Source organism: Microvirga vignae (assembly GCF_001017175.1).
In the GTDB taxonomy this organism is placed as follows: Bacteria; Pseudomonadota; Alphaproteobacteria; order Rhizobiales; family Beijerinckiaceae; genus Microvirga; species Microvirga vignae.
On the sequence record NZ_LCYG01000091.1, the window covers coordinates 33,458 to 58,142 of the forward strand.

At 61.3% G+C, this 24,685-nt stretch carries 25 protein-coding genes; 11 read left to right on the plus strand and 14 right to left on the minus strand.

Translation table 11 applies throughout. From position 1 onward, the window contains the following. The first annotated feature begins 61 nt into the window (after window positions 1-61). On the plus strand, window positions 62-748 hold the full coding sequence (locus tag AA309_RS26840; RefSeq protein WP_047192088.1) for a Crp/Fnr family transcriptional regulator: 687 nt from the start codon (window positions 62-64) through the stop codon (window positions 746-748). Here AA309_RS26840 and AA309_RS26845 read toward each other — a convergent pair. Further along, window positions 742-1,425 carry a TetR/AcrR family transcriptional regulator gene (locus AA309_RS26845; RefSeq protein ID WP_084731697.1) on the minus strand — a complete coding sequence of 228 codons (684 nt, stop codon included), beginning with the start codon at window positions 1,423-1,425 and terminating at the stop codon, window positions 742-744. The genes AA309_RS26840 and AA309_RS26845 overlap by 7 nt on opposite strands. A gap of 142 nt (window positions 1,426-1,567) precedes the next feature. Between AA309_RS26845 and AA309_RS26850 the strand changes: the two genes are divergently transcribed. After that, window positions 1,568-2,761: an HlyD family secretion protein gene (locus tag AA309_RS26850; protein WP_047192089.1), complete on the plus strand. Its 1,194-nt coding sequence runs from the start codon at window positions 1,568-1,570 to the stop codon at window positions 2,759-2,761. A gap of 18 nt (window positions 2,762-2,779) precedes the next feature. Further along, window positions 2,780-4,375: a DHA2 family efflux MFS transporter permease subunit gene (locus AA309_RS26855; RefSeq protein ID WP_047192090.1), complete on the plus strand. Its 1,596-nt coding sequence runs from the start codon at window positions 2,780-2,782 to the stop codon at window positions 4,373-4,375. Between the two features lie 58 nt (window positions 4,376-4,433). Here the strand turns inward: AA309_RS26855 and AA309_RS26860 are convergent, their stop codons facing one another. The 4 genes from AA309_RS26860 to AA309_RS33625 all read right to left on the minus strand — a co-directional run bounded on the left by AA309_RS26860 (window position 4,434) and on the right by AA309_RS33625 (window position 5,802). Then, window positions 4,434-4,721, minus strand: coding sequence for a hypothetical protein (locus AA309_RS26860; protein ID WP_047192091.1), 288 nt, complete (start codon window positions 4,719-4,721; stop codon window positions 4,434-4,436). Window positions 4,722-4,738: 17 nt separating this feature from the next. Further along, window positions 4,739-5,023 (minus strand): hypothetical protein, encoded by a 285-nt coding sequence (locus tag AA309_RS26865; protein WP_047192092.1) that lies wholly within the window; start codon window positions 5,021-5,023, stop codon window positions 4,739-4,741. Window positions 5,024-5,053: 30 nt separating this feature from the next. Continuing rightward, on the minus strand, window positions 5,054-5,548 hold the full coding sequence (locus tag AA309_RS26870; RefSeq protein WP_047192093.1) for a DUF2267 domain-containing protein: 495 nt from the start codon (window positions 5,546-5,548) through the stop codon (window positions 5,054-5,056). Between the two features lie 68 nt (window positions 5,549-5,616). After that, the gene (locus AA309_RS33625) at window positions 5,617-5,802 is read right to left on the minus strand and encodes a hypothetical protein (protein WP_084731699.1); all 186 of its coding nucleotides are present in this window, start codon (window positions 5,800-5,802) and stop codon (window positions 5,617-5,619) included. Between the two features lie 165 nt (window positions 5,803-5,967). Between AA309_RS33625 and AA309_RS26875 the strand changes: the two genes are divergently transcribed. The 3 genes from AA309_RS26875 to AA309_RS26885 are packed head-to-tail and all read left to right on the plus strand — an operon-like array spanning window position 5,968 to window position 8,848. Further along, complete coding sequence (locus AA309_RS26875) at window positions 5,968-7,143, plus strand: ABC transporter ATP-binding protein (RefSeq protein WP_047192094.1); 1,176 nt, start codon at window positions 5,968-5,970, stop codon at window positions 7,141-7,143. A 2-nt stretch (window positions 7,144-7,145) separates the two neighbouring features. After that, a complete protein-coding gene (locus AA309_RS26880) occupies window positions 7,146-8,051 on the plus strand; it encodes an ABC transporter permease (protein WP_047192095.1) in 906 nt (301 codons plus the stop codon). Then, window positions 8,048-8,848 carry an ABC transporter permease gene (locus AA309_RS26885; RefSeq protein ID WP_047192096.1) on the plus strand — a complete coding sequence of 267 codons (801 nt, stop codon included), beginning with the start codon at window positions 8,048-8,050 and terminating at the stop codon, window positions 8,846-8,848. Before AA309_RS26880 ends, AA309_RS26885 begins: the two co-directional genes overlap by 4 nt. Before the next feature lie 89 nt (window positions 8,849-8,937). Here the strand turns inward: AA309_RS26885 and AA309_RS26890 are convergent, their stop codons facing one another. Further along, window positions 8,938-10,740: an AsmA family protein gene (locus AA309_RS26890; RefSeq protein WP_047192097.1), complete on the minus strand. Its 1,803-nt coding sequence runs from the start codon at window positions 10,738-10,740 to the stop codon at window positions 8,938-8,940. Window positions 10,741-10,937: 197 nt separating this feature from the next. Here AA309_RS26890 and AA309_RS26895 point away from each other — a divergent pair, with 197 nt between their 5' ends. After that, on the plus strand, window positions 10,938-11,648 hold the full coding sequence (locus AA309_RS26895) for a CoA transferase subunit A (RefSeq protein WP_047192098.1): 711 nt from the start codon (window positions 10,938-10,940) through the stop codon (window positions 11,646-11,648). Further along, window positions 11,648-12,322 carry a CoA transferase subunit B gene (locus AA309_RS26900; protein ID WP_047192099.1) on the plus strand — a complete coding sequence of 225 codons (675 nt, stop codon included), beginning with the start codon at window positions 11,648-11,650 and terminating at the stop codon, window positions 12,320-12,322. Before AA309_RS26895 ends, AA309_RS26900 begins: the two co-directional genes overlap by 1 nt. Window positions 12,323-12,375: 53 nt before the next feature. Here the strand turns inward: AA309_RS26900 and AA309_RS26905 are convergent, their stop codons facing one another. The 3 genes from AA309_RS26905 to AA309_RS26915 form a co-directional block, all read right to left on the minus strand. Further along, window positions 12,376-14,094, minus strand: a complete 1,719-nt coding sequence (locus AA309_RS26905) for an ABC transporter permease (RefSeq protein ID WP_244470509.1) — start codon at window positions 14,092-14,094, stop codon at window positions 12,376-12,378. 71 nt (window positions 14,095-14,165) lie between these two features. Further along, complete coding sequence (locus AA309_RS26910) at window positions 14,166-15,194, minus strand: Fe(3+) ABC transporter substrate-binding protein (RefSeq protein ID WP_047192127.1); 1,029 nt, start codon at window positions 15,192-15,194, stop codon at window positions 14,166-14,168. 155 nt (window positions 15,195-15,349) lie between these two features. Continuing rightward, window positions 15,350-16,012: a Crp/Fnr family transcriptional regulator gene (locus AA309_RS26915; RefSeq protein WP_047192128.1), complete on the minus strand. Its 663-nt coding sequence runs from the start codon at window positions 16,010-16,012 to the stop codon at window positions 15,350-15,352. 683 nt (window positions 16,013-16,695) lie between these two features. On the opposite strand from AA309_RS26915, the gene AA309_RS26920 reads away from it, so the two are divergent. The 3 genes from AA309_RS26920 to AA309_RS26930 all read left to right on the plus strand — a co-directional run bounded on the left by AA309_RS26920 (window position 16,696) and on the right by AA309_RS26930 (window position 19,103). Beyond that, entirely contained in the window at window positions 16,696-17,409 is a 714-nt protein-coding gene (locus AA309_RS26920) for a pentapeptide repeat-containing protein (RefSeq protein WP_052955029.1), read from the plus strand. Window positions 17,410-17,503: 94 nt separating this feature from the next. Next, the gene (locus AA309_RS26925; protein WP_047192100.1) at window positions 17,504-17,953 is read left to right on the plus strand and encodes a sigma factor-like helix-turn-helix DNA-binding protein; all 450 of its coding nucleotides are present in this window, start codon (window positions 17,504-17,506) and stop codon (window positions 17,951-17,953) included. A 376-nt stretch (window positions 17,954-18,329) separates the two neighbouring features. Beyond that, the gene (locus AA309_RS26930; protein WP_047192101.1) at window positions 18,330-19,103 is read left to right on the plus strand and encodes an outer membrane protein; all 774 of its coding nucleotides are present in this window, start codon (window positions 18,330-18,332) and stop codon (window positions 19,101-19,103) included. Between the two features lie 367 nt (window positions 19,104-19,470). Here the strand turns inward: AA309_RS26930 and AA309_RS26935 are convergent, their stop codons facing one another. The 5 genes from AA309_RS26935 to AA309_RS26955 all read right to left on the minus strand — a co-directional run bounded on the left by AA309_RS26935 (window position 19,471) and on the right by AA309_RS26955 (window position 24,683). Continuing rightward, on the minus strand, window positions 19,471-20,703 hold the full coding sequence (locus AA309_RS26935; protein WP_047192102.1) for a phenylacetate--CoA ligase family protein: 1,233 nt from the start codon (window positions 20,701-20,703) through the stop codon (window positions 19,471-19,473). An 84-nt stretch (window positions 20,704-20,787) separates the two neighbouring features. Next, window positions 20,788-21,171, minus strand: coding sequence for a DUF805 domain-containing protein (locus AA309_RS26940; RefSeq protein ID WP_047192103.1), 384 nt, complete (start codon window positions 21,169-21,171; stop codon window positions 20,788-20,790). A gap of 120 nt (window positions 21,172-21,291) precedes the next feature. Further along, entirely contained in the window at window positions 21,292-22,140 is an 849-nt protein-coding gene (locus AA309_RS26945; RefSeq protein ID WP_047192104.1) for an ABC transporter ATP-binding protein, read from the minus strand. 61 nt (window positions 22,141-22,201) lie between these two features. Next, window positions 22,202-23,524, minus strand: a complete 1,323-nt coding sequence (locus tag AA309_RS26950) for an ABC transporter substrate-binding protein (RefSeq protein WP_047192105.1) — start codon at window positions 23,522-23,524, stop codon at window positions 22,202-22,204. 73 nt (window positions 23,525-23,597) lie between these two features. Beyond that, entirely contained in the window at window positions 23,598-24,683 is a 1,086-nt protein-coding gene (locus tag AA309_RS26955) for a branched-chain amino acid ABC transporter permease (protein WP_047192106.1), read from the minus strand. Window positions 24,684-24,685: the final 2 nt, after the last annotated feature.

Sequence of the window (24,685 nt, forward strand, 5' to 3'; positions counted from 1 at the left end):
GCTCTACTTGTACGGGCGCTATGGTATAGTTCTAGCGAAGGTTTGCGGTCGGGGGAGAAACATGGCGCGGCTTGCCAATGTTCACTTGTTCAAGGGACTTGAGATCGATCTTATCCCATTCGAGGCGCGGTCCAACTGGCGCCGCTTCGATCCGGATGAGGTGCTGGTCGACTTCGACGAGCTCTCCACCGACGTCTATTTCCTCCTGTCCGGCGAAGTGCGCGTGCTCATGCGCACCGCCTCGGGCAGGGAGGTGATCCTCAACGAGATGAAGCCAGGAGAGGTCTTCGGCGAACTGGCTGCCCTCGACGGCATCAAGCGTTCCGCGAATGTCACGGCGCTCACGAGAGGCGAGGCCTGCGTGATGCCGGCGGCGGTGTTCAAGGAGCTGCTTTTCGCCAACCGGCCCGTCGCCGAGCGCCTCTTCTGCCTCATGGCCTCGCGCCTGCGCGAATTGAACGCCAAGTTCATGGAACAGACGGTTCTTGATCTGAGGCACCGGCTCTATTCGGAGCTGCTGCGCCTCTCTGTGCCGCGCGGAGACAAGGGTATCGAGCGGGTCATTACCCCGCCGCCCTTCCACCATATCGTCGCCGCCCGCATCGGCTGCCGCCGCGAGCAGATCACGCGCGAGTTTTCGATGCTGACCCAGGAAGGCCTGATCGAGCGCACCCGCGGTGCCCTGATTCTGCGCCAGCCGGAGGTTCTGAAGGCCCGTGTCGCCGAGGCCATGCGGGCGGATCACTGACGCTTGCCGGCGTCCGGCCCATAGGCTGCGAAGAACACGCGGATCGCGTTCTCCACATTTTTCTTGATCTCGTCCTGTGTCGGCGGCCCACCGACAGCGAAGAGCTGGCGGCGCATCAGGCCGGAGACGCAAAGATCGAGGAAGTGTTGGGCGGCCACGCTGGTGTCCGCGATCGATAGGCGCCCAGCCTGGACCTGGCGGTCGAAGTAAGCTGCGAGCCGCGCTGCGCCTTGGCGGGGGCCGGCTTCGTAGAAGGCTTGGCCGAGGGCAGGGAATTTTTCCGCGGCGCCGATCACCATGCGGATCGAGGAGATATGCTCCGGTGTGCCCATGCGGGTCAGGTAAGTATGGCCGAGCTGGGTGAGCACGGAGCGCACATCCGGATCGTCAGCGTCGAGCTTGAAGAGAACTTCGGCCAGGCCCTGCTTCTCTTCCGTCGTCAGGGCCGCAAACAGGCTCTCCTTGCTGTCGAAATACACATAGAGTGTGCCCTTGGAGACACCGGCCGCCTTCGCGATCTCGCCCATGCTGGCGCCATCGAAGCCGCTTGCGAGAAAAACCTGACGGGCTCCCTCCAGGATCTGGCGACGCTTGGCCCTCTCCGCGCTCTCTTCTGTCGAGGGAGAGTTGCTGGGAGCGGCGGCTGTTGCGCGAGCGATGTCTTTCAGGTCGCTCATGTGCGTTTTGTCACCTCCAGGCTATTGACCGAACGGTTCGGTCAAATCATATGTAGTCCACTTAGTCATTATAGTTCAAGGTCGCAAGAACGCCTCTAAACTTTGTGGTTCGGGCGGTTTGCGTTGTCGATAGAGGGTTGGCATGGCTTACCGTGAAGAGTTCGAGCAGGGCGGAAAGGGGGCTTCCGCGCCCGCCATGGATCGACCGCCTGCCCAGGCTCCCGAAGCGGAGCAAAGCGCTCCGGCCCAGGAAGCTGCGCCCGCCAAGGCGAAGTCGCGCAAGAAGCCGGTGATCATGGCTCTGCTATTGGGCGCTCTGGCGTTCGGAGGCTACGAGGGCTTCCACTGGTGGTCTGAAGGCCGCTTCATGGTCTCCACCGATGATGCCTATGTGCAGGCCGACATCACGATCCTCTCGGCCAAGGTGTCCGGCTATGTCTCCTCCGTGGCCGTTACCAGCAACCAGAGCGTCAGGGCCGGCGACCTGATCGCCAAGATCGACGACGGCGATTACCGCTTTGCCCTGCAATCGGCCAAGGACAAGCTCGCCACCCAGCAGAGCTCGATCGAGCGCATCGGCCGTCAGATCGAGGCAGGCCGTGCCTCCGTGGCTCAGGCCGACGCCCAGGTGGCTGCCGCCAAGGCGGAGGCTGAGCGGGCCGCCAGCGATTACGCTCGCCAGCAGCAGCTCGCCCGTTCCGATTACACCAGCCGCGCAGCCCTCGAGAACGCCAAGGCCACCAGTGATCGCGCAGAGGCCAACGTGAAGAGCGCTCAAGCCGCTCTCGCAGCCGCCAAGGCGAATGTCGACGTTCTCTCAGCCCAGCAGACCGAGGCGCGCCGTGTCGCGGCCGAGTTGCAGACGGGCATCGAGAAGGCTGAGCGCGATCTTTCCTTCACGGAAATCCGTGCGCCGGCCGATGGGGTGATCGGCAACAAGGCCGTCGAAGTCGGCACCTTCGTGCAGCCGGGCGCGCGCTTGGCCGCCCTCGTGCCGCTCACCAGCGTGCATGTGGATGCAAACTTCAAGGAGACCCAGCTTGCCCACCTGAAGCCGGGCCAGAAGGTGAAGATCGAGGTCGATGCCTTCCCGGATGCGGACATCGTCGGCACGGTGGAAAGCGTGTCGCCCGCTTCCGGCGCGGTGTTCAGCCTGCTGCCGCCCGAGAACGCCACCGGCAACTTCACCAAGATCGTGCAGCGCGTGCCCGTGCGTGTGTCTGTCAGCCCCGAGTTTGCTCAGCAGGGCCTGCTGCGTCCCGGCCTGTCGGTTGTCGTCGATGTGGACACGCGTATCTCGGCTGAAGCGTCCAAGACGGCCAGCCTGAAGCAGTAAGGAAAGAGCAAAGCCTCCATGGCCGCTTCCGCCGCCATATCGAACGCGCCCAAGGCTGCCATGCCAGCCGCAAAGCCTGCGCAGGTGAGCCCGCGCAGGACCTTTGCGTTCTTCTGCATGGTCTTCGGCATGTTCATGGCGATCCTGGACATCCAGATCGTCTCGGCGTCGCTCGCCGAAATCCAAGCGGGGCTCTCCGCATCCTCGGATGAAATCTCGTGGGTGCAGACGAGCTACCTGATTGCCGAAGTGATCATGATCCCGCTTTCAGGGACTCTTTCGCGCGTGCTCTCGACGCGCTGGATGTTCGTCATCTCCGCAGGCGGCTTCACGCTCATGAGCTTCCTGTGCGCGACGGCGACGAATATCGAGCAGATGATCGTCTATCGTGCGCTGCAGGGCTTCATCGGCGGCGGCATGATCCCGACCGTGTTCGCGTCTGCCTTCACCGTCTTCCCACCGGAGAAGCGGCCCGTGATCTCGCCGCTCATCGGCCTCGTGGCGACGCTCGCGCCCACGATAGGCCCGACACTCGGCGGCTATCTCACCGACCTGTTCTCCTGGCACTGGCTGTTTCTCGTGAACATCGTGCCCGGCATCTTCGTGACGGTCTCCACCTATCTCCTGGTCGATTTCGACGAACCCAATTTAGAACTCTTCAAGAGCTTCGACTGGTCGGGTCTTGGCTTCATGGCGGCCTTTCTCGGAAGCCTCGAATACGTGCTGGAAGAGGGACCGAACAACGATTGGTTCCAGGACGAAGCGGTGCTGATCCTCACCATCGTCTGTGTTGTCGGTGCACTCGGCTTCTTCTACCGGGCGTTCACCGCCAGACAGCCCATCGTGGATCTGCGGGCCTTTGCCGATCGCAACTTCCTCGCGGGCTCATCCTTCAGCTTCGTCATGGGCATCGGCCTCTATGGCCTGACCTATCTCTACCCGGTCTTTCTCGGCCGCGTGCGGGGTTACTCCTCCCTGCAGATCGGCGAGACCATGTTCGTATCGGGGGCCTGCATGTTCCTGATGGCGCCGGTGGCGGGCTTCCTGTCCCGCAAGATGGACCCGCGCGTCATGATGGGTATCGGCTTTGCCGCCTTTGCCTTCGGTACGTGGATGATGAGCGGGCTGACGAAGGACTGGGATTTCTGGGAGCTGTTCCTGCCCCAGATCTTCCGCGGCGTCGGTCTCATGATCTGCATGGTGCCGATCAACAATATCGCGCTCGGCACATTGCCGCCGGAGCGCATCAAGAACGCGTCGGGCCTCTACAATCTCACCCGCAACTTGGGTGGTGCGGTGGGCCTGGCGCTCATCAACACGATTCTCAACAACCGCTTGGATCTTCATCTCCAGCGGTTGCATGAGAACGTGAACTGGGGCCGCTCCACGGCAGTCGAGGCGCTGAACTCCATGACCCTGAAGTTCCAGTCCCTCGGCACGGATGCGAGCTCGGCTGCGATCAAGACCCTGTCCAACATGGTTCGGCGCGAAGCCATGGTCATGTCCTTCGCGGACGTGTTCCTGCTGCTGACCGTGCTGTTCTTGGGACTGGTCCTCGCCTTGCCCTTCATCAAGAAACCGCGTGCGGCACCCGCCGGTGCCGGCGGCCACTGAAACGACCCTCCTGAGACTACCTCCAAACAACTTCAGCCCGGCTTCAGGCCGGGCTTTTTTATTGCTTGGGCGTTTTCAGCTCGAGGCGGCGCAGAAGGTCATAGACCTCCTCCAGCGACCGGCAGACCCGGTTCAGAACCACGGGTTGCCGCAACGAGACGTGAATATGGTTCGGTGCATAGAGGCGAATGGTACCAAAGCCTGGAAAGCGGCCGTTGCCGGGATGCCGGTTGTTCCAGCGATTCGGCGGACGTCCGATCCAGGGCTTGTAGGTATGCACCACAATAAGCAGCCGGGCGCATTCGCGATAAAAACTCTCCTCAAGCGCATGCTGCTCTGGTCTCATTCCCTCAGCGACGCTTCCTAACCTGCCCGCGCTCCATCCTTGAAGCGTAGATCATGGGCGCGAGCCATGAGGGAGACTTCATGAGGCGAGAGAGGATTGCTGCTGACAGCGCCATCCATGCCCCTCTGCTCGCCGGACCATTCGCCGGTCGCGCGATCAAGGCGCAGAACGAAGAGGCCGCCATCTTTGACATGCCACTCTGCCTGTCGCCCGGTCTCGAACTGGAGAAGGTGACCTTCTCCTGGTTGCGCTTTGTCCGGGCCGCTCGCAACGTCGGGCCTCTGTTCCATGCCGGGCTTCATCACATCCCTCCATGGCTCGCGTCTGGTGGTTTAGGCTTCCCTGGCGAGACGGTTCCTGTCGATTTCGAGTTCGACTCGGGTCCTGTCTCCGAGCGAAGCTCTCTCAGGCCAGATGGCCCGAACATCTTCCGGCAAGGCATGCCGCACCTTTTCCAGCTGGCCCTCAGGGAGGTGTCGTGTCAGGACGGTGAAGACGGCTCGCGTTGCATCCTCCGGATCGACCGGTCTGGTCGATCTCAGATTGCTGTCGACGTGCTGGAGGAATTCGTCGAGCGAGCGATACCGCTCCGGTGCCATCGCAGGGCGCCATTGATCGTAGAAGAGTCCGCGCACAAGAAGCGGCAGCTCGGCACTGAGATGCGCGGACAGTTCCAAGGGTATCCGATCACGCACCGCGCGCAGGACGGCGCCCAGAGCATGCCAGGCGACGTGTCTGTCGGGGCCAAGGACTTCCATGATTTCCTTGAGCCAGGTGTTTGTCGTGTGAAGAGTTTTATCAAAGACTTCGAGACCGTTTGTGCTCATGGCGGACCTCCTTGGTCATCGCAGTTGTCCCGCGTCTTCCCAAGCGGTAGGCGCCAATCTCCGGTTGTTTAAGACTTTGCGCTGGAATTGGGATTGTGCTTGTCGGTGGAGGTTGTCGGACCTTTCGATCCTTTCGATCCGCCGCCCCACTTTTCCGCATTCTGAACGGGATTGCCGCCCTTTCGACCGGGCGAATGGGCCTTAGGGCTGCCGCTGGAGATTGGGTCGTGCTTGGTATCGGGTGCGTCGGGCATCTGGAAGCTCCTTCTGCCGATGCTTCCGGAACGAGGTGGGCCGATGGTTGTTCCACCGTAACCATACAAAGGATGGGGAACGCTGGGTTTAAATCTGTTGTTCTCCCGGCTCGAACATCCTAGCTTGCGCGGCAGGTTTTCTCCCTCAGGTGAAGTTCAGTAATCTTGCCTCCGCCGCTCCGCCAATCCGCTTCCACTTCCGTCGGCGCCGTGCGCCGCACCTTCTCTCCCTGGGCCGATCCCAATGCCAAGCCGCTGATCCGCTTCGAGAACGTGACGAAGCGTTTCGGTGACGCCGTGGCGGTCGATCGCCTGACGCTGGATATCTTCGAGGGTGAGTTCTTCTGCCTGCTCGGCCCCTCCGGCTGCGGCAAGACGACCCTGATGCGGATGCTCGCGGGCTTCGAATATCCAACCGAGGGACGCATTACCCTCGCCGGGCAGGATCTCGCCGGCGTGCCGCCTTACCGGCGGCCTGTGAACATGATGTTCCAGTCCTACGCGCTCTTCCCGCACATGAGCGTGGAGAAAAACATCGCCTTCGGCCTGAAGCAGGACGGTTTGCCGAAACCTGAAATTGCTGCTCGTGTGGAAGAGATGCTGCGCCTTGTCCAGCTCGAAAAGCTCGCCAAGCGCTACCCGAGCCAGCTTTCCGGAGGCCAGCGCCAGCGCGTCGCACTGGCCCGCGCTCTCGCCAAGAAGCCGAAGGTGCTCCTTCTTGACGAGCCGCTCGGCGCTCTCGACAAGAAGCTGCGTGAGGAAACCCAGTTCGAGCTGATGGACATCCAGCACGATCTGCACATGACCTTCGTGGTCGTCACCCACGACCAGGAGGAAGCGATGACCATGGCCGACCGCATCGCGGTCATGGACCACGGCCGCATCGTCCAGGTCGCGACCCCCGGCGAGATCTACGAGCAGCCAAAGACCCGCTTCATCGCGGAATTCGTCGGCGACGTGAACATCCTGGAAGGCCATGTGATGGGCCAGGAGAATGGCCTCTGGCGCGTGAAGACCGCTTCTGCCGAGATGCCGCTCTCCATCGATGATCCCGACGAGGTGCTGCATTCCGGCCAAGCCGTCGCCATCGCCGTGCGCCCTGAGAAGATGGTCGTGCAGCGCGAGAAGCCGGCGCCTGAGGCCGTGAACGTGCTCACCGGCGAGGTGTGGGATATCGGTTATCTCGGCGACTGGACCGTCTACCGGATCAGGCTCGCCACCGGCGAGATCCTGCGCGTCTCCTGCGCGAACGTGTCGCGCTTCGTGGAAAACCCCATCGACTGGGACGAGCAGGTATATGTCACCTTCGCGCCGGGTGCGGCGGTGATCCTGGCGGAATAGCCATGAAAGAGCGTACCTTCACGAAGAGGCTGAGTGCGGCTTTGGTGCCTGCCGTGCCGTATCTGTGGCTCGGCGTGTTCTTCCTCGTGCCGTTCCTGATCGTGCTCAAGATCAGCCTGTCGGATACCGCCATCGCCCAGCCGCCCTACAAGCCGGTTTTCGAGTGGAGCGATATCGCGGCATTCTTCAGCGCGCTCGATCTCGAGAATTTCGAGCTTCTGGTCGAGGACGATCTCTATTTCCGCGCAACCCTCTCGTCCGTGCGCATTGCGGCGCTCTCGACGGTCCTGTTGCTGCTCGTGGGCTTTCCCATCGCCTATGGCATGGCGCGCGCGCCGGAGCGGCACCGCTCGCTGCTGGTAGCGCTCGTCATCCTGCCGTTCTGGACGAGCTTTCTCATCCGCATCTACGCGTGGATCGCGATCCTGAAACCTGAAGGCCTGCTCACGCAGGGGCTCATGAGCTTAGGCGCCATCTCTGAGCCTATCGAGATCCTCAACACGGAGTGGGCGGTCTATATCGGCATCGTCTATGCCTATCTGCCCTTCATGGTGCTGCCGCTTTACGCGACGCTGGAGAAGATGGACGACACGCTCTTGGAGGCGGCCCTCGATCTCGGTTCCACGCCCTGGCGCTCCTTCTGGACGATCACCGTGCCGCTTGCAATGCCGGGTATCATCGCAGGTTCGCTTCTCTGTTTCATCCCGGCCGTGGGCGAGTTCGTGATCCCGGATCTGCTGGGCGGGTCTGAAACGCTCATGATCGGCCGTCAGCTCTGGAGCGAGTTCTTCTCCAACCGCGATTGGCCGCTGGCTTCGGCCGTAGCCATCCTGCTCCTCATCGTCCTTGTCGCGCCCATCGTGATCTATCGCGATGTGGAGGCACGGCGCGTGGAGACGCGGCCATGAACCGGCGCCTGAGCCTCTTCAACGTCACGTCGCTGGTGTTGGGATTTGCGTTCCTTTACCTGCCGATCCTGCTGCTCGTCGTCTATTCCTTCAACGGTTCGCGGCTCGTTACCGTGTGGGGCGGCTTCTCGACCCAGTGGTATGCGGCGCTTTTCCGCAATCAGGCGCTGATGGAAGCGGCCTGGGTGACGCTGCGCATTGCCTTTCTCTCTGCCGGCATGGCGACGGTGCTCGGCACGCTCGCGGCCCTGGCACTCACCCGCTATGGGCGCTTTCCCGGCCGCACGTTGTTTACCGGCATGGTCTATGCGCCCATGGTCATGCCGGAGGTCATCACCGGTTTGTCGCTGCTCTTGTTCTTCGTCGCCGTTGATCTCGACCGCGGCTTTTGGACGATCACGCTGGCTCACACCACGCTGACCATGTGCTTCGTTACCGTGGTGGTGCAGTCGCGTCTCATGACCTTCGACCGTTCGCTGGAAGAAGCCGCGATGGATCTCGGCGCTCCGCCGCTGCGCACGTTCTTCGCCGTGACGCTGCCGTTGATCGCACCCTCCATCGTCGCAGGCTTCCTGCTTGCCTTTACCCTGTCGCTCGACGACCTCGTGATCGCGAGCTTCAACACGGGGCCGGGCGCGACGACGCTGCCGATCAAGATCTACAGCCAGGTCCGGCTGGGCCTGTCGCCGGAGATCAACGCCGCTTCGACCATTCTCATCGGTCTCGTGACGCTCGGTGTGATTTCAGCCACCTTGATCAGCAAGCGCTCGGTGCTGCGCTCCCGGCGCAACGTTTAGAGCTGATTTCCATTGCTATGGAATCAGCTCTCGTCTTTGCTAAGTCGCATTTTTGACGGTGAACCGGATCCACTTCACCGAAAAATGCTCTAGTGAGCGGTCGCCTGCGGCCCCTGTTCGCTCGGGGCCACACGGGCGGGGAGAAGGGGCTTCGCAGCACCCGACCGCTCGATCAGGGAGCGGGCATTGGGCATGACGCTGATGTTGTCCCACCCGCCGTCGATGTCAAAGGCGATGGCGGGCGTCGAGTGGGTACCCGCCGCCGAGACCTCCGCCTTCAGGTTGAGGGTGCGATCCACCATCAGCACCTGGCCCTTGAGCTCGGCCACCACGTCCGTCGACGTGAGCTTGCCCTCTGCCACCTCGCCGACACCATCCTGGATGACGATCTGCGCCTGCGCTTCCTGGAACGGCGTGCGGCCGCCCTTCCAGTTGAGGGAGGCGAGGAGAGGGTGCTTTTCCACCCGCTTGAGGGCATCGCCTAGAGCAATGCCGACCAATTCGCCCTTGCGTACGGTGATCGCGCTGCGGCCCTGCGCCTGTTGGACCACTTCGATCGGGTTCTGCCCCTTGCCCTCGAAAGCGAATTGCCCCTGGGCGCGGCCTGTGATCCAGCGTGGCTGGCCGACGCCGCTCAAGAAGGATCCGATTTCGACGCCCGAGAAGGTGCCCTGGCTTTTGAATTCGGTCTGGCTATCGATGGTGGTCAGCGATAGACGGCCTTTCAGGCTGCCGTCATGGAAGCCGGCACGTCCGATGGAGGCTTCGATCTCGCCGGGACGCACGAGAACGCTGGCCGCCATGTCCTCGACGCGCAGGCGTCCCAGGCGGGCCGACGCCGCCGAGAGACGCAGGTCGAGATCGCTGCCCGTGACATGCGCGAGATCGAGATTCTCCTCGCTCCAGGAGCCGGATGAAGTGCGGGCCTGAGCAAAGGGCGCGAAGAAATTGGCAAGGTTCAGGTCATCCGCCGCAAGGGTGCCTGTAATAACGGGGCGTTCGGTATCGAAGCGAACCGCCATCGTGCCCTCCAGCCTGTCGCCGCCCAGCGCGACAGCCACCGAGGGCCAGGACAGGCGTCGCCGGTCCATGGAGAAGTCGCCCCTGACCGAGAAGGCCTGAATCAGGGAGCCGAAGGGCAACTTCACGCCGCTCCAGCGGGTGAAGGCGCGCACGGAGGTGGCTTCAATGGAGCCTTCGCCCGTCATGCCGGGATTGAGGCCAAGCTGGGCTTCACCTTTCAGGCTCAGACGAGCCGTGGGGGCGGCGATGGTCAGCTCGACCGGGCTGATACTGCCGGAAGCGAGCCGGTCCGGATGGACCGAGGCCTCTTCAATCACCACGCGCGCATCCCGCCAGAGGCCATTGCCATAGGCCGTGAGGGGCTCGTCCTCACCCACCCAGCGAATCACGAGTTCCGCAACGTCGAGATCCGCGTCTTTCAGGTCGGTCCAATGAATGGAAGAGCTGTTGAGGATCAGGCGGCGGGCATGCAGGGCCTTGGACCGGCTCTGGAAGACCTCGGCCCATTTCACCTCTTGCAGCGCTTTGGCGGAGGCCGTGATCTTGCTGTCGCTCAGCTCGAAATCGGACAGCTCGACCCGTCCGAGAAGGAGCGGGAGCACGCGGATCTCGCCCCGCAGGGTTCCGCCTTCGGCCGTAAGCGCCTGATTGGGGAAGCGGATTGTCACATTTTCGAACTTGACCCGGGGGATGGGAAGCACGGCGAAGACACTGCGCCCTTCGACCGTCAGGTCGAGACCATAGCGTTCCCTCATATGATTGGAGAGGGCAGACGAGAGGCCGTTCTCCCTGAGAGTCCAGGGAGCTGCGGCCGCCCCGATGAGGGCAAACGCAATCAAAGCAATGAAAAAGACGATGCGACGAGACATGGGTGCAGTGTTTAAACCTTGTACCCCGCCTCGCAAGAGATGGCTGGTCAGCAGCCTGTGGGCGGCGGGGCCGAATTATCAATTGTTCTCATATATCCATAGGAAGGGATTGTCTAAATTGAGGCCAAGTTGCAGGGTGCAGCCCGAACTCGTTTCAGGACCTTGAAGGGCAGGCATAGCCCTAGGAGGAATCGTTGATGAATAAGGTTTACAGCGATGCGCGGACTGCGCTGGCTGGGCTTGTGAAGGATGGCATGACCATCATGGCCGGGGGCTTCGGCCTCTGCGGCATCCCGGAGACCCTGATCGAGGCGATCCGTGATTCGGGGGCGAAGGATCTCACCTTCATCTCCAACAATGCGGGCATTGATGGCGTCGGCCTGGGCCGGCTGCTGGAGACCCGCCAGATCAGGAAGATGATTTCGTCCTATGTGGGCGAGAACAAGACCTTCGCCCAGCAGTACCTGTCCGGCGAGCTGGAACTGGAGTTCAACCCGCAGGGCACGCTGGCAGAGCGCATCCGCGCCGGAGGCGCAGGCATCCCGGCCTTCTACACCAGGACCGGCGTCGGCACCCTGATCGCCGAGGGCAAGGAAGTGCGCGAGTTCAATGGCGAGAAATACGTCATGGAAACCGGCCTCTTCGCCGACATTTCCATCGTTCATGCCTTCAAGGGCGACACGGAGGGCAACCTCGTGTACCGCAAGACTGCCCGGAACTTCAACCCGATGATGGCCACCGCCTCGCGCCTCACCATCGCCGAGGTGGAGCACCTCGTTCCGGCCGGTGAGATCGATCCGGATTGCATCCACACGCCGGGCATCTTCGTGAAGCGCCTTGTGCATGTGGCGAACCCGGTCAAACGCATCGAGCAGCGCACCACCCGCAAGCGCGAGGAGACAGTCTGATGGCATGGACCCGTGAACAGATGGCAGCCCGTGCGGCCAAGGAACTGCGCGACGGATACTACGTGAATCTCGGCATCGGCATCCCGACGCTCGTGTCGAACTACATCCCTGAAGGCGTGCACGTACAACTCCAGTCGGAGAACGGCATGCTCGGCATGGGACCCTTCCCGTATGAGGGTGAGGAAGATGCCGACCTCATCAATGCTGGAAAGCAGACGATCACCGAACTGCCGACCACGAGCTATTTCTCCAGCTCGGATTCCTTCGGGATGATCCGCGGCGGCCATATCGACCTGTCGATTCTCGGCGCCATGCAGGTGGCGAGCAATGGCGATCTCGCCAACTGGATGATCCCTGGCAAGATGGTGAAGGGCATGGGCGGCGCCATGGACCTCGTGGCTGGCGTGAAGCGCGTGGTCGTGGTCATGGAGCATGTCGCCAAGAGCAAGGACGGTTCGGAAGAGCCGAAGCTGCTCAAGGCCTGCTCTCTGCCACTGACGGGCGCTGGCGTAGTCGACATGGTGATCACGGATCTTGGTGTCTTCAGCATCGACAAGAAGAGCGGCACCGGCATGACCCTGATCGAGCTGGCCGACGGTGTAACGGTCGATGAGATCAGGGCAAAGACGGAAGCCGAGTTCAAAGTCGCACTGAACGGCAAGCAGGCGGCCTGATCCGCCAAGTCTACGAATGGTACTGAAAAGCGGCCTTTTTGGCCGCTTTTCTTTTATGAGCCTGATGACGGCTCCGTCTCCACGGCCTTCGGGCGCGCCTCGGCGCTGCGGACGAGCTGGATCACCGGAATGAGGCCGATCAGCACAATGAGGAGGGCTGCAAGCGAGCCATCCTCGAAGCGGCCGCGCGAGGCATACGTATAGACCTGCGTTGCCAGCGTCTCCGTGTTGAGCGGTCGTAGCAGCAGAGTTGCCGGCAATTCCTTGATGCAGTCCACGAAGATCAGAAGCGCGGCACTGGCGAGCGCTGGGCGCATCAGCGGGATCTGGATGTGCCAGACCATCTCTTTTCGCGATGCGCCCAGCGTGCGCGCAGCATCTTCGAGACTTGGCGAAACGCGATCCAGCCCTGCCGAGAGCGAGCCCGTGGCAATCGACAGGAAGCGCAGCACATAGGCGACGATGATGCCGCCTGCCGTTCCCATGATGAGCAGGCCTAGACGCTCGCCCGTGAGACTGCGCCAGAGCGCGCCGATCAGCGAGTCGATCTTCACCAGCGGCGTCATGAGGCCAAGAGCCAGCACGGTGCCAGGCACCGTGTAGCCGAGGCCCGCCACGAACAAGGTGCTCTTCGTGAGCGAGGATTTGGCAATGCGTGCGGCGGAGACGAGCAGGGTCGCCACCGCCAGCACCGCGAGAGTGGCGGCAACTGAGAGCCCCACAGTCGTCAGGAGATGTTCGAGAAATTCTTCATCGAACTGATCGACGAGGCTGCCTCGCAGGATCTCACGCACCAGGAAGACAAGCGGCAGAGCGAAGCCGAGAAAGACCGGAATGCTGCAGAGTACCGTCGCGAGCCATGCGCGCCTACCGAAGAGCGGCGCCGGATGCACGACGCGTGAGCGTTTTGCGGAAGTGGCATAGCGCCGCTCTTTGCGGCCATGGCGCTCGATCAGGATCAGCGCGACGACAAGAGCGAGCATCACGCAGGCGATCTGCGCTGCGCCTGCAAGGCTGCCGCGATTGAGCCAGGTATTGTAGACGGAGACGGTGAGTGTGCGCACGCCAAGATATTCGCTCGCGCCGATGTCGTTCAAGGCTTCGAGCAGCGCGAGCGACAGGCCGACGGCCAGGGCCGGGCGGGCGAGGGGAAGCGCGATGACGCGGAAGAGCTTCAGGCGACTTGCGCCGAGCACGCGGGCCACTTCCAGCATGCTCGCGCTCTGCGTCAGGAACATCGCGCGTGCGGCGATATACACATATGGGTAGAGCACGGCTGACATCACGATGACGCAGCCATAAAGCGAACGGACTTCCGGAAACCAGTAGTCGGAACGTGATTTCCAGCCCATGAGATCGCGCAACGCCATCTGCACAAGGCCCGCGGAGTCGAAGAGCTCCACGTAGATATACGCCGTGATATAGGTGGGCACGGCGAGCGGCAAGGGCAGAAGCCACACGAGAATGTTGCGGCCAGGAAAGCGATGCGCCGTGACGAGCCAGGCGGATGTGATGCCCATGGAGCCTGCAACGACGGCAATGCCTGCGAGCAGCGCCAGCGTATCGACGATGCTCGTCGGCAGCACATTCCGGATCAGATGAGGCCAGATTTCCGCATCGCCCTCCGCCGCGATCCCGACCAGCGCCGCGATGGGCATGAATACAAGCAGTCCCACCACCGCCACTGCGACGGAGAGCCACCACGGGATGCGCTTGGCCGCGCGCCAGGAGCCGAAGCGGAGGAGGGGCGATGCTTCTGCGGTTGCTTTCAATGGGAAATGGCGCCGCCGTTGCCGGCAGCGCCTCCTATGAGTGGGGCAGCTTCAAGAACTGTTCTTGAGCCTTATTGATCGAAGCCGACTTTGTCGACCAGTTCGCTGGCCTTCTTACGCAGCTTGGCGACCTCCGCAATCGACACGTTGTCCGCCTTGAGCTCGCCGAAGGAGGCGATAGTCGGATGGACCGCGATGCCCGCCTTCACCGGGTATTCGGAGTTGGCCTCGGCATGGATGCGCTGCGAGTCGTTGGAGACCATGAACTCCATGAACTTCAGGGCATTCGCCTTGTTCGGCGCGTGCTTGGCGAGAGCAAGACCGGAGACGTTCACGTGGGTGCCGCCGCCCTGGAAGGTGGGCAGGATCACGTTGATCGCCTCGCCCCACTTCTTCTGCTCCTCGTCCTTGCCGTTGCGCATGAGCGAGACGTAGTAGGTGTTGCCGATGCCGATGTCGCAGACGCCGGCCAGGATGTCCTTGGCCTGCTCGCGATCGCCGCCCGACGGCTTCTTGGCGAGGTTCGCCTTCACGCCCTTCAGCCACTCCTCGGCCTTCGCCTCGCCCATGTGAGCGATCGCGGCGGCGATGAGGCTGATGTTGTAGAGATGCTGACCCGAGCGGATGCAGACCTTGCCCTTCCACTTGGGGTCGGCGAGCTCTTCGTAAGAAATCTTGTCCCGCTTCACGCGTTCCTTGGAGGCATAGACCACGCGGGCGCGCAGCGCGATGCCGAACCAGTGGCCTTCCGGATCGCGATAGGCGGCAGGGATCACCTTCTCGAGCGCTTCCGACTTCACCGGTTGCGTCACGCCATAGTCCTTGGCGGCTTGCAGGCGGCCGATATCGACCGTGAGGATCACGTCGGCCGGGCTGTTCTCGCCCTCGGTGCGGATGCGCTCCTCGAGGCCGTTATTGATGAAAATCGTATTGACCTGGATGCCCGTCTCTTTGGTGAACTCGTCGAGGACCGGCTTGATGAGGCCCGGCTCACGGGTCGTGTAGATATTCAGCGCCTCCGCGGCGGAAGCGGAGAACGTGGAACCGGCCAAGGTCCCGAGAGCGGCAGCGCCGAACGCAAGGCTGCGCGCAAATTTCATCGTCAGCATCATCAAGATCCTTCACCAAATCGAACAGATTCAAGGCCTGTCCTGGATGGGCTGCAAGAACCATGACGGCGATGTTCGGTCAAGGAAAATATGAACTAAAACAAGAACTTATAAGTTTTCTAAACTGGATGCTGTTTTGAGATATTCTAAGCTGAGACCGCTTGTCGAAGGAACGGGGTCTCTGCTGACTCATTCTTCAGTCGCGCGATCTCTGCTTCCATCATCTCCATATTCTTGAACATGCGCTCACTCGTCAGGCGCAGGAAGTAGAAGCCGAATTCGGGATTCTGGAAATAGAGCTGGCGAACCTCATCGTAGGAGATGTTCAGCACTTCGCCGTCGTCCAGGCATTCGAGAGTCTGGGTGCGCCTGTTGTCGGGTGACATGAAGCCCATCTCGCCCACGACCTGTCCCTGCACCAGCTCGATGTTGAGTTCCTTCAGGCGGTAGCGGCCGGAAAGGGTGTAGAACATGCAGGTGGCGCTATCGCCTTTCGCAAACAGGATCTCTCCCGCCTTCACCCTGCGGCGGGTCATGAACGGCTTGAGCCATTCCATGGAGAGATCGCTTTTCGATGCCTGCTTCACTTGGCGGATCAGGCGGATCATCTGATAGAGCCGCACCGTGTTGAGGGGGAGGAGGATCAGGTTGACCGTGATGCTCGGATATGCCCGCATGAACACTGCATAGGTGAGCGACACTGCGTTCGTGGCAATGCCGATGCAGCGCAGGGGGATGATCGTGCGCATCGCGCTGCCAGTGATGGCGAGAATGGCTGCCAGCCATGCCAATCCATCGAGCCAGGTCATTCCATCGAGCAGGGCCAAGGCGCCGGTCCAGGTCATGAGATTCTCCCCCCTTTATGCATTCCGGAACGTCATATACCACTAAGCGTCACAGTGGCGACAGCTGTGCTTTGGCGCACCTGGAGGTAGCTCCATCGGCGCTTCGCCCATGGAAAAGGCCCCTCCCGGGGCCTTGGACTTCCACCGATCTGTCTTTGGTCGATGCTCAAGGCCTCGCAGCCGGGCGCCGAGGCACAAGCCGGTCCGGCACGCTTAAACCCTGACGCTGAGGCTGCTGCGCATTCGTGGTCGAGCCCATGGCTGCGCGGTTCGGCACACTGTCTGTCACGGATGGAGGCGGAGGGATGTCCGTGCGCGGCAGCACGCCTTCCGGGGCAGGGGACATCGAACATCCACCCAGTGCCAGTCCGGCCAAGCCAAGAAGAGAAAAGATCATTCTCCGACGCATGACAACCCCCCAGTTCTGTTGCATAAGCTAGGCCGTAAATGTGTTAAGTCGAGTCTGCGTCGGGTCGTGGCGCGTGTCGGATATTCCTTGGATGGGGCTCCTCCGTAAAGCAGCGAGACCTACTTCTAAGAGAGGTTTCGAATCCGCAACCGAAGAGGAGCACATGGGACCTCATTGCTGGAAGGTGCGTACACGGTCATCTGGCAAAGAGATACGCAGACTTGCGGGAGCGGCGTTGATGCTTGCGGTCTTCGGCGGAACAGCCGAAGCCAAGTGTCAGGATTCGCCCGGGCCTGGCGCCGATTGGTCGGGGTGTTCGAAGGCACGCGTCATGCTGAGCGGAGAGGACCTGACCGGCACGATCTTCCAGCGATCCCTCCTGACCGCGAGCGATTTCGCCAATTCGAAAATGGCAGGGGCCAATCTCGGTGAGACGGAGATCAGTCGAGCCCGTTTCGAGAAGGCCGATCTGTCGAAAGCCGATTTCACTAAAGCGCTTGGATGGCGAGCGAACTTTGCCGAGGCCGTATTGACCGAAGCCAATTTCGCTTCCGCCGATATGAACCGCTCGAATTTTGCAAAGGCTCAAGCCTCGGGCGCCAACTTCCTGAAGGCAGAATTGAATCGCTCGGACTTCAGCGGGGCCAATCTCGAACGCGCCGATATGTCGAAGGCCGAGCTGGCCCGAGTGATCTTTCAGCAAACGAACCTGCGAGGCGTCAATTTCAGCTATTCCAATCTTTCCCGGGCGCATTTGGAAGGCTTGGTGCTTCAGGATGTGACCATGTCTGGGGCCTACCTTTACCTGACCCAGTTGGGCGGTGCGGATCTGACGTCTGTCAAAGGCCTGACGCAGGCGCAGATCGACATGGCCTGCGGCGATGAGCAAACGAAGCTCCCCACAGGACTCACGGCCCCGAAGACGTGGCCATGTAGCACAGACGAGGATTGAAAGACCCGCAAGCTGAAACAAAGCGTCAGCTTAACCGTTGGATTTCCTGAGGATTCGAAACCCGAATTCTCTGATTGACCGGGGTAGGCCTAAGGTGACGACGCTAAAGGAATTTGAGGATGCCCTCCGCGAGCAGGGCATGCACATGGCTCTGGCCATTCTGGAGAAGCTACGTGAGCGAGACAGAGTAACGCGCACAGTGGCTCCTGCGCGCCGTATTGCCGGTCGGAAGATGACGCCCGATCTCGCCCGCCGCATTCTCGAACTCCATGCGACCACGGAAATGACCCAGCAGGAAATTGCGTTCGAGCTCGGGGTCAATCAGGGGCGGGTTAACGAGGTGATCAAGCGTGGTAAGTGGCTGAGCGAGGATCCTGATGCTCCTGAGGCCGTTGCACGGGACCGCGCGAAGGCGAGGATGACAAGGGCGACCACACGGAAGGCTTCCCAGAAGCAGAAAACCAATGCTGCTACGTCCCCCGGTGCGAAGAAACGGAAGAGCGGCGCCCGTGATCAGGCGCAGCTCATCCTCGGCGATCTGTAGTTCGGCTTAAGTCGAAGTTCACCAGAGAGCACGGCGAAATCGTACCATCTCTTCATAGACTTGGTGAGACTTGCCAGAAAAAACCCTGCCCGGAGGGCAGGGTAAGGATTCTCCTCGCCTTCGGAAGTTATCCGAAAACGCTGTAAGTTGGACATATCGTAAAGAACTTGTCAAATTTTTTATTGTAATCGACCGTGAAAATCTTCGGGATTGAGGAATAGATGCGCAAACCACTGTAGTTTTCTCAAAAGTATTACTACTTTTTTATCTTTCAGAATTGCCGCGCTGCTGCAGGGTGTTGCAGATCTGTCATAGCCTTATTTTGCAGTGGATCCATAAACTGTCCTGGTTATCCCTCGCACAAAGGATGGCGGTTATGAGGACATACCTTGTTAGTTTACTGGCCGGAGTTGCATCCGCCGCGCTTCTTGCGTCGGCTGCTTCCGCGGCCGACTTGCCGGCGCGCGCGGCTCCGGCTCCGATCGTGGCGGCGGCTCCGATCTTCACCTGGACCGGCTTCTATGCCGGTGTGAACGCCGGTTGGGGCTGGCGTGACGATGATGAGGAAACCGTGGTGCTGACGGGCCCTGGCATTCCGGCCGGCCTGGTGGGCACGCTGGATTTCGGTAACGGTGACGACGGCGGCTTCGTCGGCGGCGCCCAGATCGGCTACAACTACCAGATCGGCTCGTTCGTGGTCGGTCTCGAGGCCGACATCCAGTGGGCTGATACCGACGATGAAGATGCGGTGTTCATCCCCGGCCCGGGCTTTGCCGGCACCTTCGTCCCCGGCGAGTTCGAGAACAGTTCGGATTGGTTCGGCACGGTGCGCGCCCGCGCCGGTGTCGCGTTCGACCGCGTTCTGATCTACGCCACCGGCGGTCTGGCCTACACGGACGACAACACCGGCTGGACGGCCGGTGGTGGTGTCGAGTGGGCCCTGCCGGTGAACTGGTTCGGCTCGTCGGCGGTCACCTTCGGTGTGGAGGGGCTGTGGGTCAGCCTCGATGAAGATGACGACGACGACCGCATCGGGACCTTTACCCCGGTTGGCGGAGCGCCCGTCGATGTATTCCTACCCCGGGACAACGACGACCAGGACTTCTTCGTGGCTCGTGCCAAGCTGAACTTCAAGTTCGGCACTTACTGAGTTCTGTCCTATCCGAACCATAAGGCCCGGGTGCAAGCCCGGGCCTTTTATTGTGCCTGTTCTGTGGTGCGCTCAATAAAACGGCCGCGACCGGCCCATTTTGGGATCCTGGTCGCGGCCGCGGCCCGTGTTTGCCCCCACGGAAGCTAAGCCCTAGACCGGCGAAAGGTGACCTGAATGAGGCGGGGCCTAGGAATAAAAATTTTTCAAAAATTTTTGGAACTAAATCGAGAAACGTGCGTTGATACGCACCTCCGGTCCTTTTTGCCCCTACGGCCGGACACCTCAGAGCACCCTCCAGGTGCTCTTTCTTTTTCACTGTATCTCTGATTCTCCATAAAAAATGCCAAGCTTCGTCGGCTGCGCATCAGCCGTAGTTCCGCTCGTCGGCGATGACCTTGCCATCATTGGGAAGAGTTCCCCGGGCGACAAGCGTGACGGTGCCTTTGATCTTGGTGACAGACTGAAGCGTGGCTGCCACAGCCGCGACAAGATCCTCCGAGGCTCCTGCGCATTCTGCCACGAGAGTCATCGCGTCGGTTTCACGCTCCCGTTCGACGAGCAAGCGCAGGCGTCCGAGCTCCGGGTGCCGGCGGCCGATCTCCGCAACCTGCTCGGGGCGCACGAACATGCCCTTCACTTTGGTCGCCTGATCGGCTCTGCCCATCCAGCCCTTGATCCGCATGTTCGTGCGTCCGCATGGGCTCAACCCCGGCAGTGTGGCGGTGAGATCGCCAAGCGCAAAGCGAATGAAGGGATGATGCGGAGCGAGAGTGGTGACGACGATCTCGCCGACCTCGCCCTCGGATACGGGATCGCCTGTGCCAGGACGTACGATCTCGACGATGATGTCCTCGTTGACCACGAGACCTTCACGGGCGGAGGTCTCATAGGCGATGAAGCCGAGATCCGCCGTGGCATAGGCCTGAAAGGCTTCGATGCCGTGCTCCGCGAATTTCTCCTGCAGCGATTTCGGAAAGGCGGCGCCTGACACGAGCGCCCGCTTGATGGACGAGATGTCTCGACCGGAGGTGGCGGCGCTGTCGAGCAGAATCTTCAAGAAATCCGGCGTACCGCAATAGGCATTCGGGCGATAGGCCTCGATCAGCTCGAATTGCTGCTCGGTGTTGCCGGGACCAGCGGGAATGACCGCGCAGCCGAGTGCGCGCGCGCCGGAATCCATGATGAAGCCGCCTGGCGTTAGATGATAGCTGAAGGTGTTGAGAACGACATCTCCACGGCGAAAGCCCGCAGCAAAAAGCCCCCGCGCAGCGCACCATGGGTCGGTCACAGCCGCTTCCGCTTCGAAGATTGGCCCTGGGGATGTGAAAAGTCGTCCGAACGAACCAGGCGCCTCAGCGATGAACCCGCCGAAGGGCAGGGCGGATTTCTGAAGAGTGGAGAGTTCGCCCTTGCGCAGTACGGGAAGGGTGGCCAAGGCCTCACGGCTCGTGATGCTGGCCGGATCGATTCCCTTCAGCCGCTCCGCATAAGCCGGAGCGGCTGAAGCGCGACGAAGGATGTCCGGGAGGCGACGAAACAGATCGGCCTCCCGCTCGGCCGGGTCGCGCGTCTCAAGATGATCGTGATAGTCTGTCATGTGACTTATCGAACTCCTCTCGTTGATCGACTTTCACAATGCACAGCCAGGCACGACCAAAGACGTGCATCACGGCTGTCTTGATCAAGCGGCAGATTGCGTGCCTGGCAGGGCAGGCGTTTGAGCCGGGGCTTCACCGAAGCGATTGGCGCCCGGCGTGCCCGGCATGCAGAACCAGACAATGAGAGCGATACTACCGAGGACCGGAACGAGCGCCAGCAGCAGCCACCAGCCGGAATAGTCCATGTCGTGCAGACGACGCGCGCCGACGGCAAGGCTCGGCAGGAGCAGAGCAAGCATCGCAACCAGATTGAAAATGGGAAGACCGATCACACCATCCACGAAAGTGGTAACGAAGTAGACGATCACCGAGAACAGGAAGAACCACCAATATTCAGGCCTTGAAGCACGGCCGGTAAAGTCGGCGTATTTGGAAGAACAGGTTTTGATCGCGAGTCCGAAGTCCATTTTAGTCAGCCCCCTGGAAGTGGAAGATTTGTGCTGTGAATCTGTGTGTTCGCAGTCCTGGAAATGCTAAGAATATGGTCTCCATGGCGTCAAGCATGTGATACGCTATTCTTGTGGGACTTACGCCAGCCAGCGCTTGCGGCGCTTGTAACTCTTCACGGCCCGGAACGACTTGCGGTCTCCTTCGGAAACACCAAGGTAGAATTCCTTCACGTCTTCATTCTCGCGCAGAGACTGCGCCGGACCGTCCATCACCACGCGGCCTGTTTCGAGAATATAGCCGTAGGTTGCGTATTTCAGCGCCATGTTGGTGTTCTGCTCCGCGAGCAGGAAGGACACGCCTTCGCTTGAATTGAGAATGCGCACGATCTCGAAGATCTCCTCCACGATCTGCGGTGCGAGGCCCATGGACGGCTCGTCGAGCAGGATCATTGAGGGGCGGGACATCATCGCCCGGCCGATGGCACACATCTGCTGTTCGCCGCCGGAGGTGTAGCCCGCCATGGATGTGCGCCGTTGCTTCAGGCGCGGGAAGTATTCGTAGATCGCCTCCAGATCGCGGCGGATGGCGGCGTTGCCGTCCTTGCGCGTGAAGGCACCGGTCAGAAGGTTTTCCTCGATGGTGAGATGGCCGAAGCAGTGGCGACCCTCGAGAACCTGAATGCAGCCGCGCCGCACCAGCTCGTTGGGAGAAAGCTTGTCGACGCGCTCGCCCTTGAACTCGATCGTGCCCTTGGTGACCTCGCCACGCTCGGCGCGCAGCAGGTTGGATACGGCCTTCAGTGTCGTCGTCTTGCCCGCGCCATTGGCGCCGAGCAGCGCGACGATGCCGCCCTTCGGCACGGTGAGCGATACGCCCTTGAGCACGAGAATCACGTGGTCGTAGACGACCTCAATGTTGTTGACGGAAAGCACCGTCTCCGCAGCTTCAGGCGTCCTGTTGGCGTCCATCCGAACGGCGCTGGTCATAGGCGTTCCTCTCAAATGAGAAAAGCATGCGGGCGCGGGGCCCGCATGCTGGAGAGCAAGATCAGCTCGCCTTGTCGCAGGCTTCCGTGCGCTTGGGCCAGCCGGCGTTCTTCTCGGCATAGTCCTTTGCGGCGGCATCGAGCTGAGCCTTCACGCGGTCGGTCAGAGGCTCGATGGGGTTGGAGATCTTCACCCACTTCGTGCCGTCCCATTCCTGCATGAAGGCGGGGCGGTGGCCGTTATGGTTGGCGCAGGAGAGCACGAGCTGGTCGGTGAAGCCTTCGAGACCGAGCTCCTTCAGGCGGGCCGGATCGAGCTTGATGTTCTCCATGCCGCGGCGCACGTCCTCGCCAGTCACGGCCTTCTTGCCCGTGAGCTTCTGAGCCGTGGCGATGGCTTCCGCGATCAGCAGCGAGTTGTAGACGCCGCGGTTGTAGAGAACCTCGCCCACCTTGTCCTTGCCGGCTTTGGAAAGGCCCTTGTCGACCACGTGCTTCTGGATGTCCTGGATGGCCGGGAAGTTCGCGCCGACCGCGTGCCAGTTGAGCGTCTTGAAGCCCTTTGCGCCTGCGCCGCCGCTGCGCGCGTCATCCTCGCTTGGCCACCACACTGAATAGAACTTGTCCATGGGATAGCCGGAGCGCACCGCTTCCTTCACGGCTGCGCCGTTCATGGTGCCCCAGCCCCACATGATCATGTAGTCGGGCCGGTCGCGACGGGCGCTGAGCCATTGCGAGGACTGGTTCTGCATGTCCTGCGCGGCGACGGGATAAAGGGCCACCTCGAAGCCGATTTCCTTCGCCATTTCCTGGAGCAGCGGGATCGGCTCCTTGCCGAAGGCGGCATCGAGGTGGATAAAGCCGATCTTCTTGCCCTTCAGCTTGTCGAGGCCTCCCTCCTTCTCGCCGATGTACTTGATGATCATCGACATGCCGTCCCAATAGGTGGCCGGCGGGTTGAACACCCAGGGGAAGATGTCGCCGCGCGCCGAGGCCGAGAGGCCATACGCCATGGAGAGAATCGGGATCTTGTCGACGGACGCGCGCGGGATGAGCGGCAGGGTGATGCCGGTCGACCATGGGTTGACCATGACCGGGTTCTTGCCCTTCACCGCCTCATAGCACTCGACGCCTTTCTTGGTGTCGTAGCCGGTCTCGCATTCCTCAATGACGAGCTTCACGCCGCCGATACCGCCATCGCGCTGGTTCAGCATCTCGAGGTAATCGTGCATGCCGTCGGCGATGAAGGTGCCGGAGCCCGCGAAGGGGCCCGTGCGATAGGTGAAAAGGGGTACGTAGATCGAATCCTGCGCGAAGGCAGGCAGCGCGGTTCCGGCGAGAAGGCTCGCTGCGACCAGTTTAAGGCTCAGTTTGCGAAACGACATGTTTTCGTTTCCTCCCGTTGTTGTCCGGCTTCACACCGGATTTCTGAATTCCCGTCTCCTTTTTAGGCTGCCGTCAGTAGGGGAACGGCCAGACCAGGAGCTTCTGCTTGCCGATCTGCCAGAGCCGCGCGAGGCCGTGCGGTTCGACGATCAGGAAAAAGATGATGAGCGCGCCCACGATTATGAAGCGCAGGTGCTCGATGGTGTCCGCGCCTACGGCGATGCCGAAGGGCGAGAGAGCCGCGGGCAGCACGATGCCGAGCACGATGGGCATGATGAAGATGAGCGCCGCACCGAAGAACGAGCCGATGAGGCTGCCCAGTCCGCCGATGATCACCATGAAGAGGATGAAGAAGGACTGGTTGATGTTGAACACGTCGTATTCCGCACCGCCATACCAGAGGAAGACGAGGAGAGCGCCCGCGACACCGCAGTAATAAGATGAGACGGCGAAGGCGAGGAGCTTCGTCTGCAATGGACGGATGCCCATGAGTTCGGCCGCCAGATCCATGTCACGGATCGCGATCCACATGCGTCCGATGCGGCCATGGACGAGGTTCGAGGCGAGCCAGGTGAGCAGGATCACGATGGTCAGGACCACGAGGTAGCGCACCTGCGGCGTGGCATTCGGTCCCATGATCGGGATCCCGAAGAGAGTGCGCAGCGGTGCATCGAGTGCCCCCGAGACGTTGTAGTTCACGAGCCATGGGATGCGGATGAAGCACCATTGCAGGAAAAATTGCGCGGCGAGCGTCGCGACCGCGAGATAGAAGCCCTTGATGCGCAGCGACGGCAGGCCGAACAGGGCGCCGACGGCGGCGGAGAAGAAGCCGGAAACGAAGATCCAGACGATCACGTTCACTTCCGGAAAGGCCGTCATCAGCTTGTAGCAGGCGTAAGCCCCCACGCCCATGAAGGCACCCGTGCCGAGCGAGAGCAGGCCGGTATAACCGGTGAGAATATTCAGGCCGATCGAGGCGAGCGAGAACACCAGGAAGGGGATCATCACCGCCTGAAGCAGGAAGCTGTTGCCGAGGAAGGCAAGAGCATAGGCCGCCAGGATAATGAGGCCTAAGCCGATCCTGTCCTCGCGTAAGGGAAAGATGGCGGAGTCGCTGACGTAGTTCGTCTTGAATTGACCGGCTTCGCGGTAGAGCACGT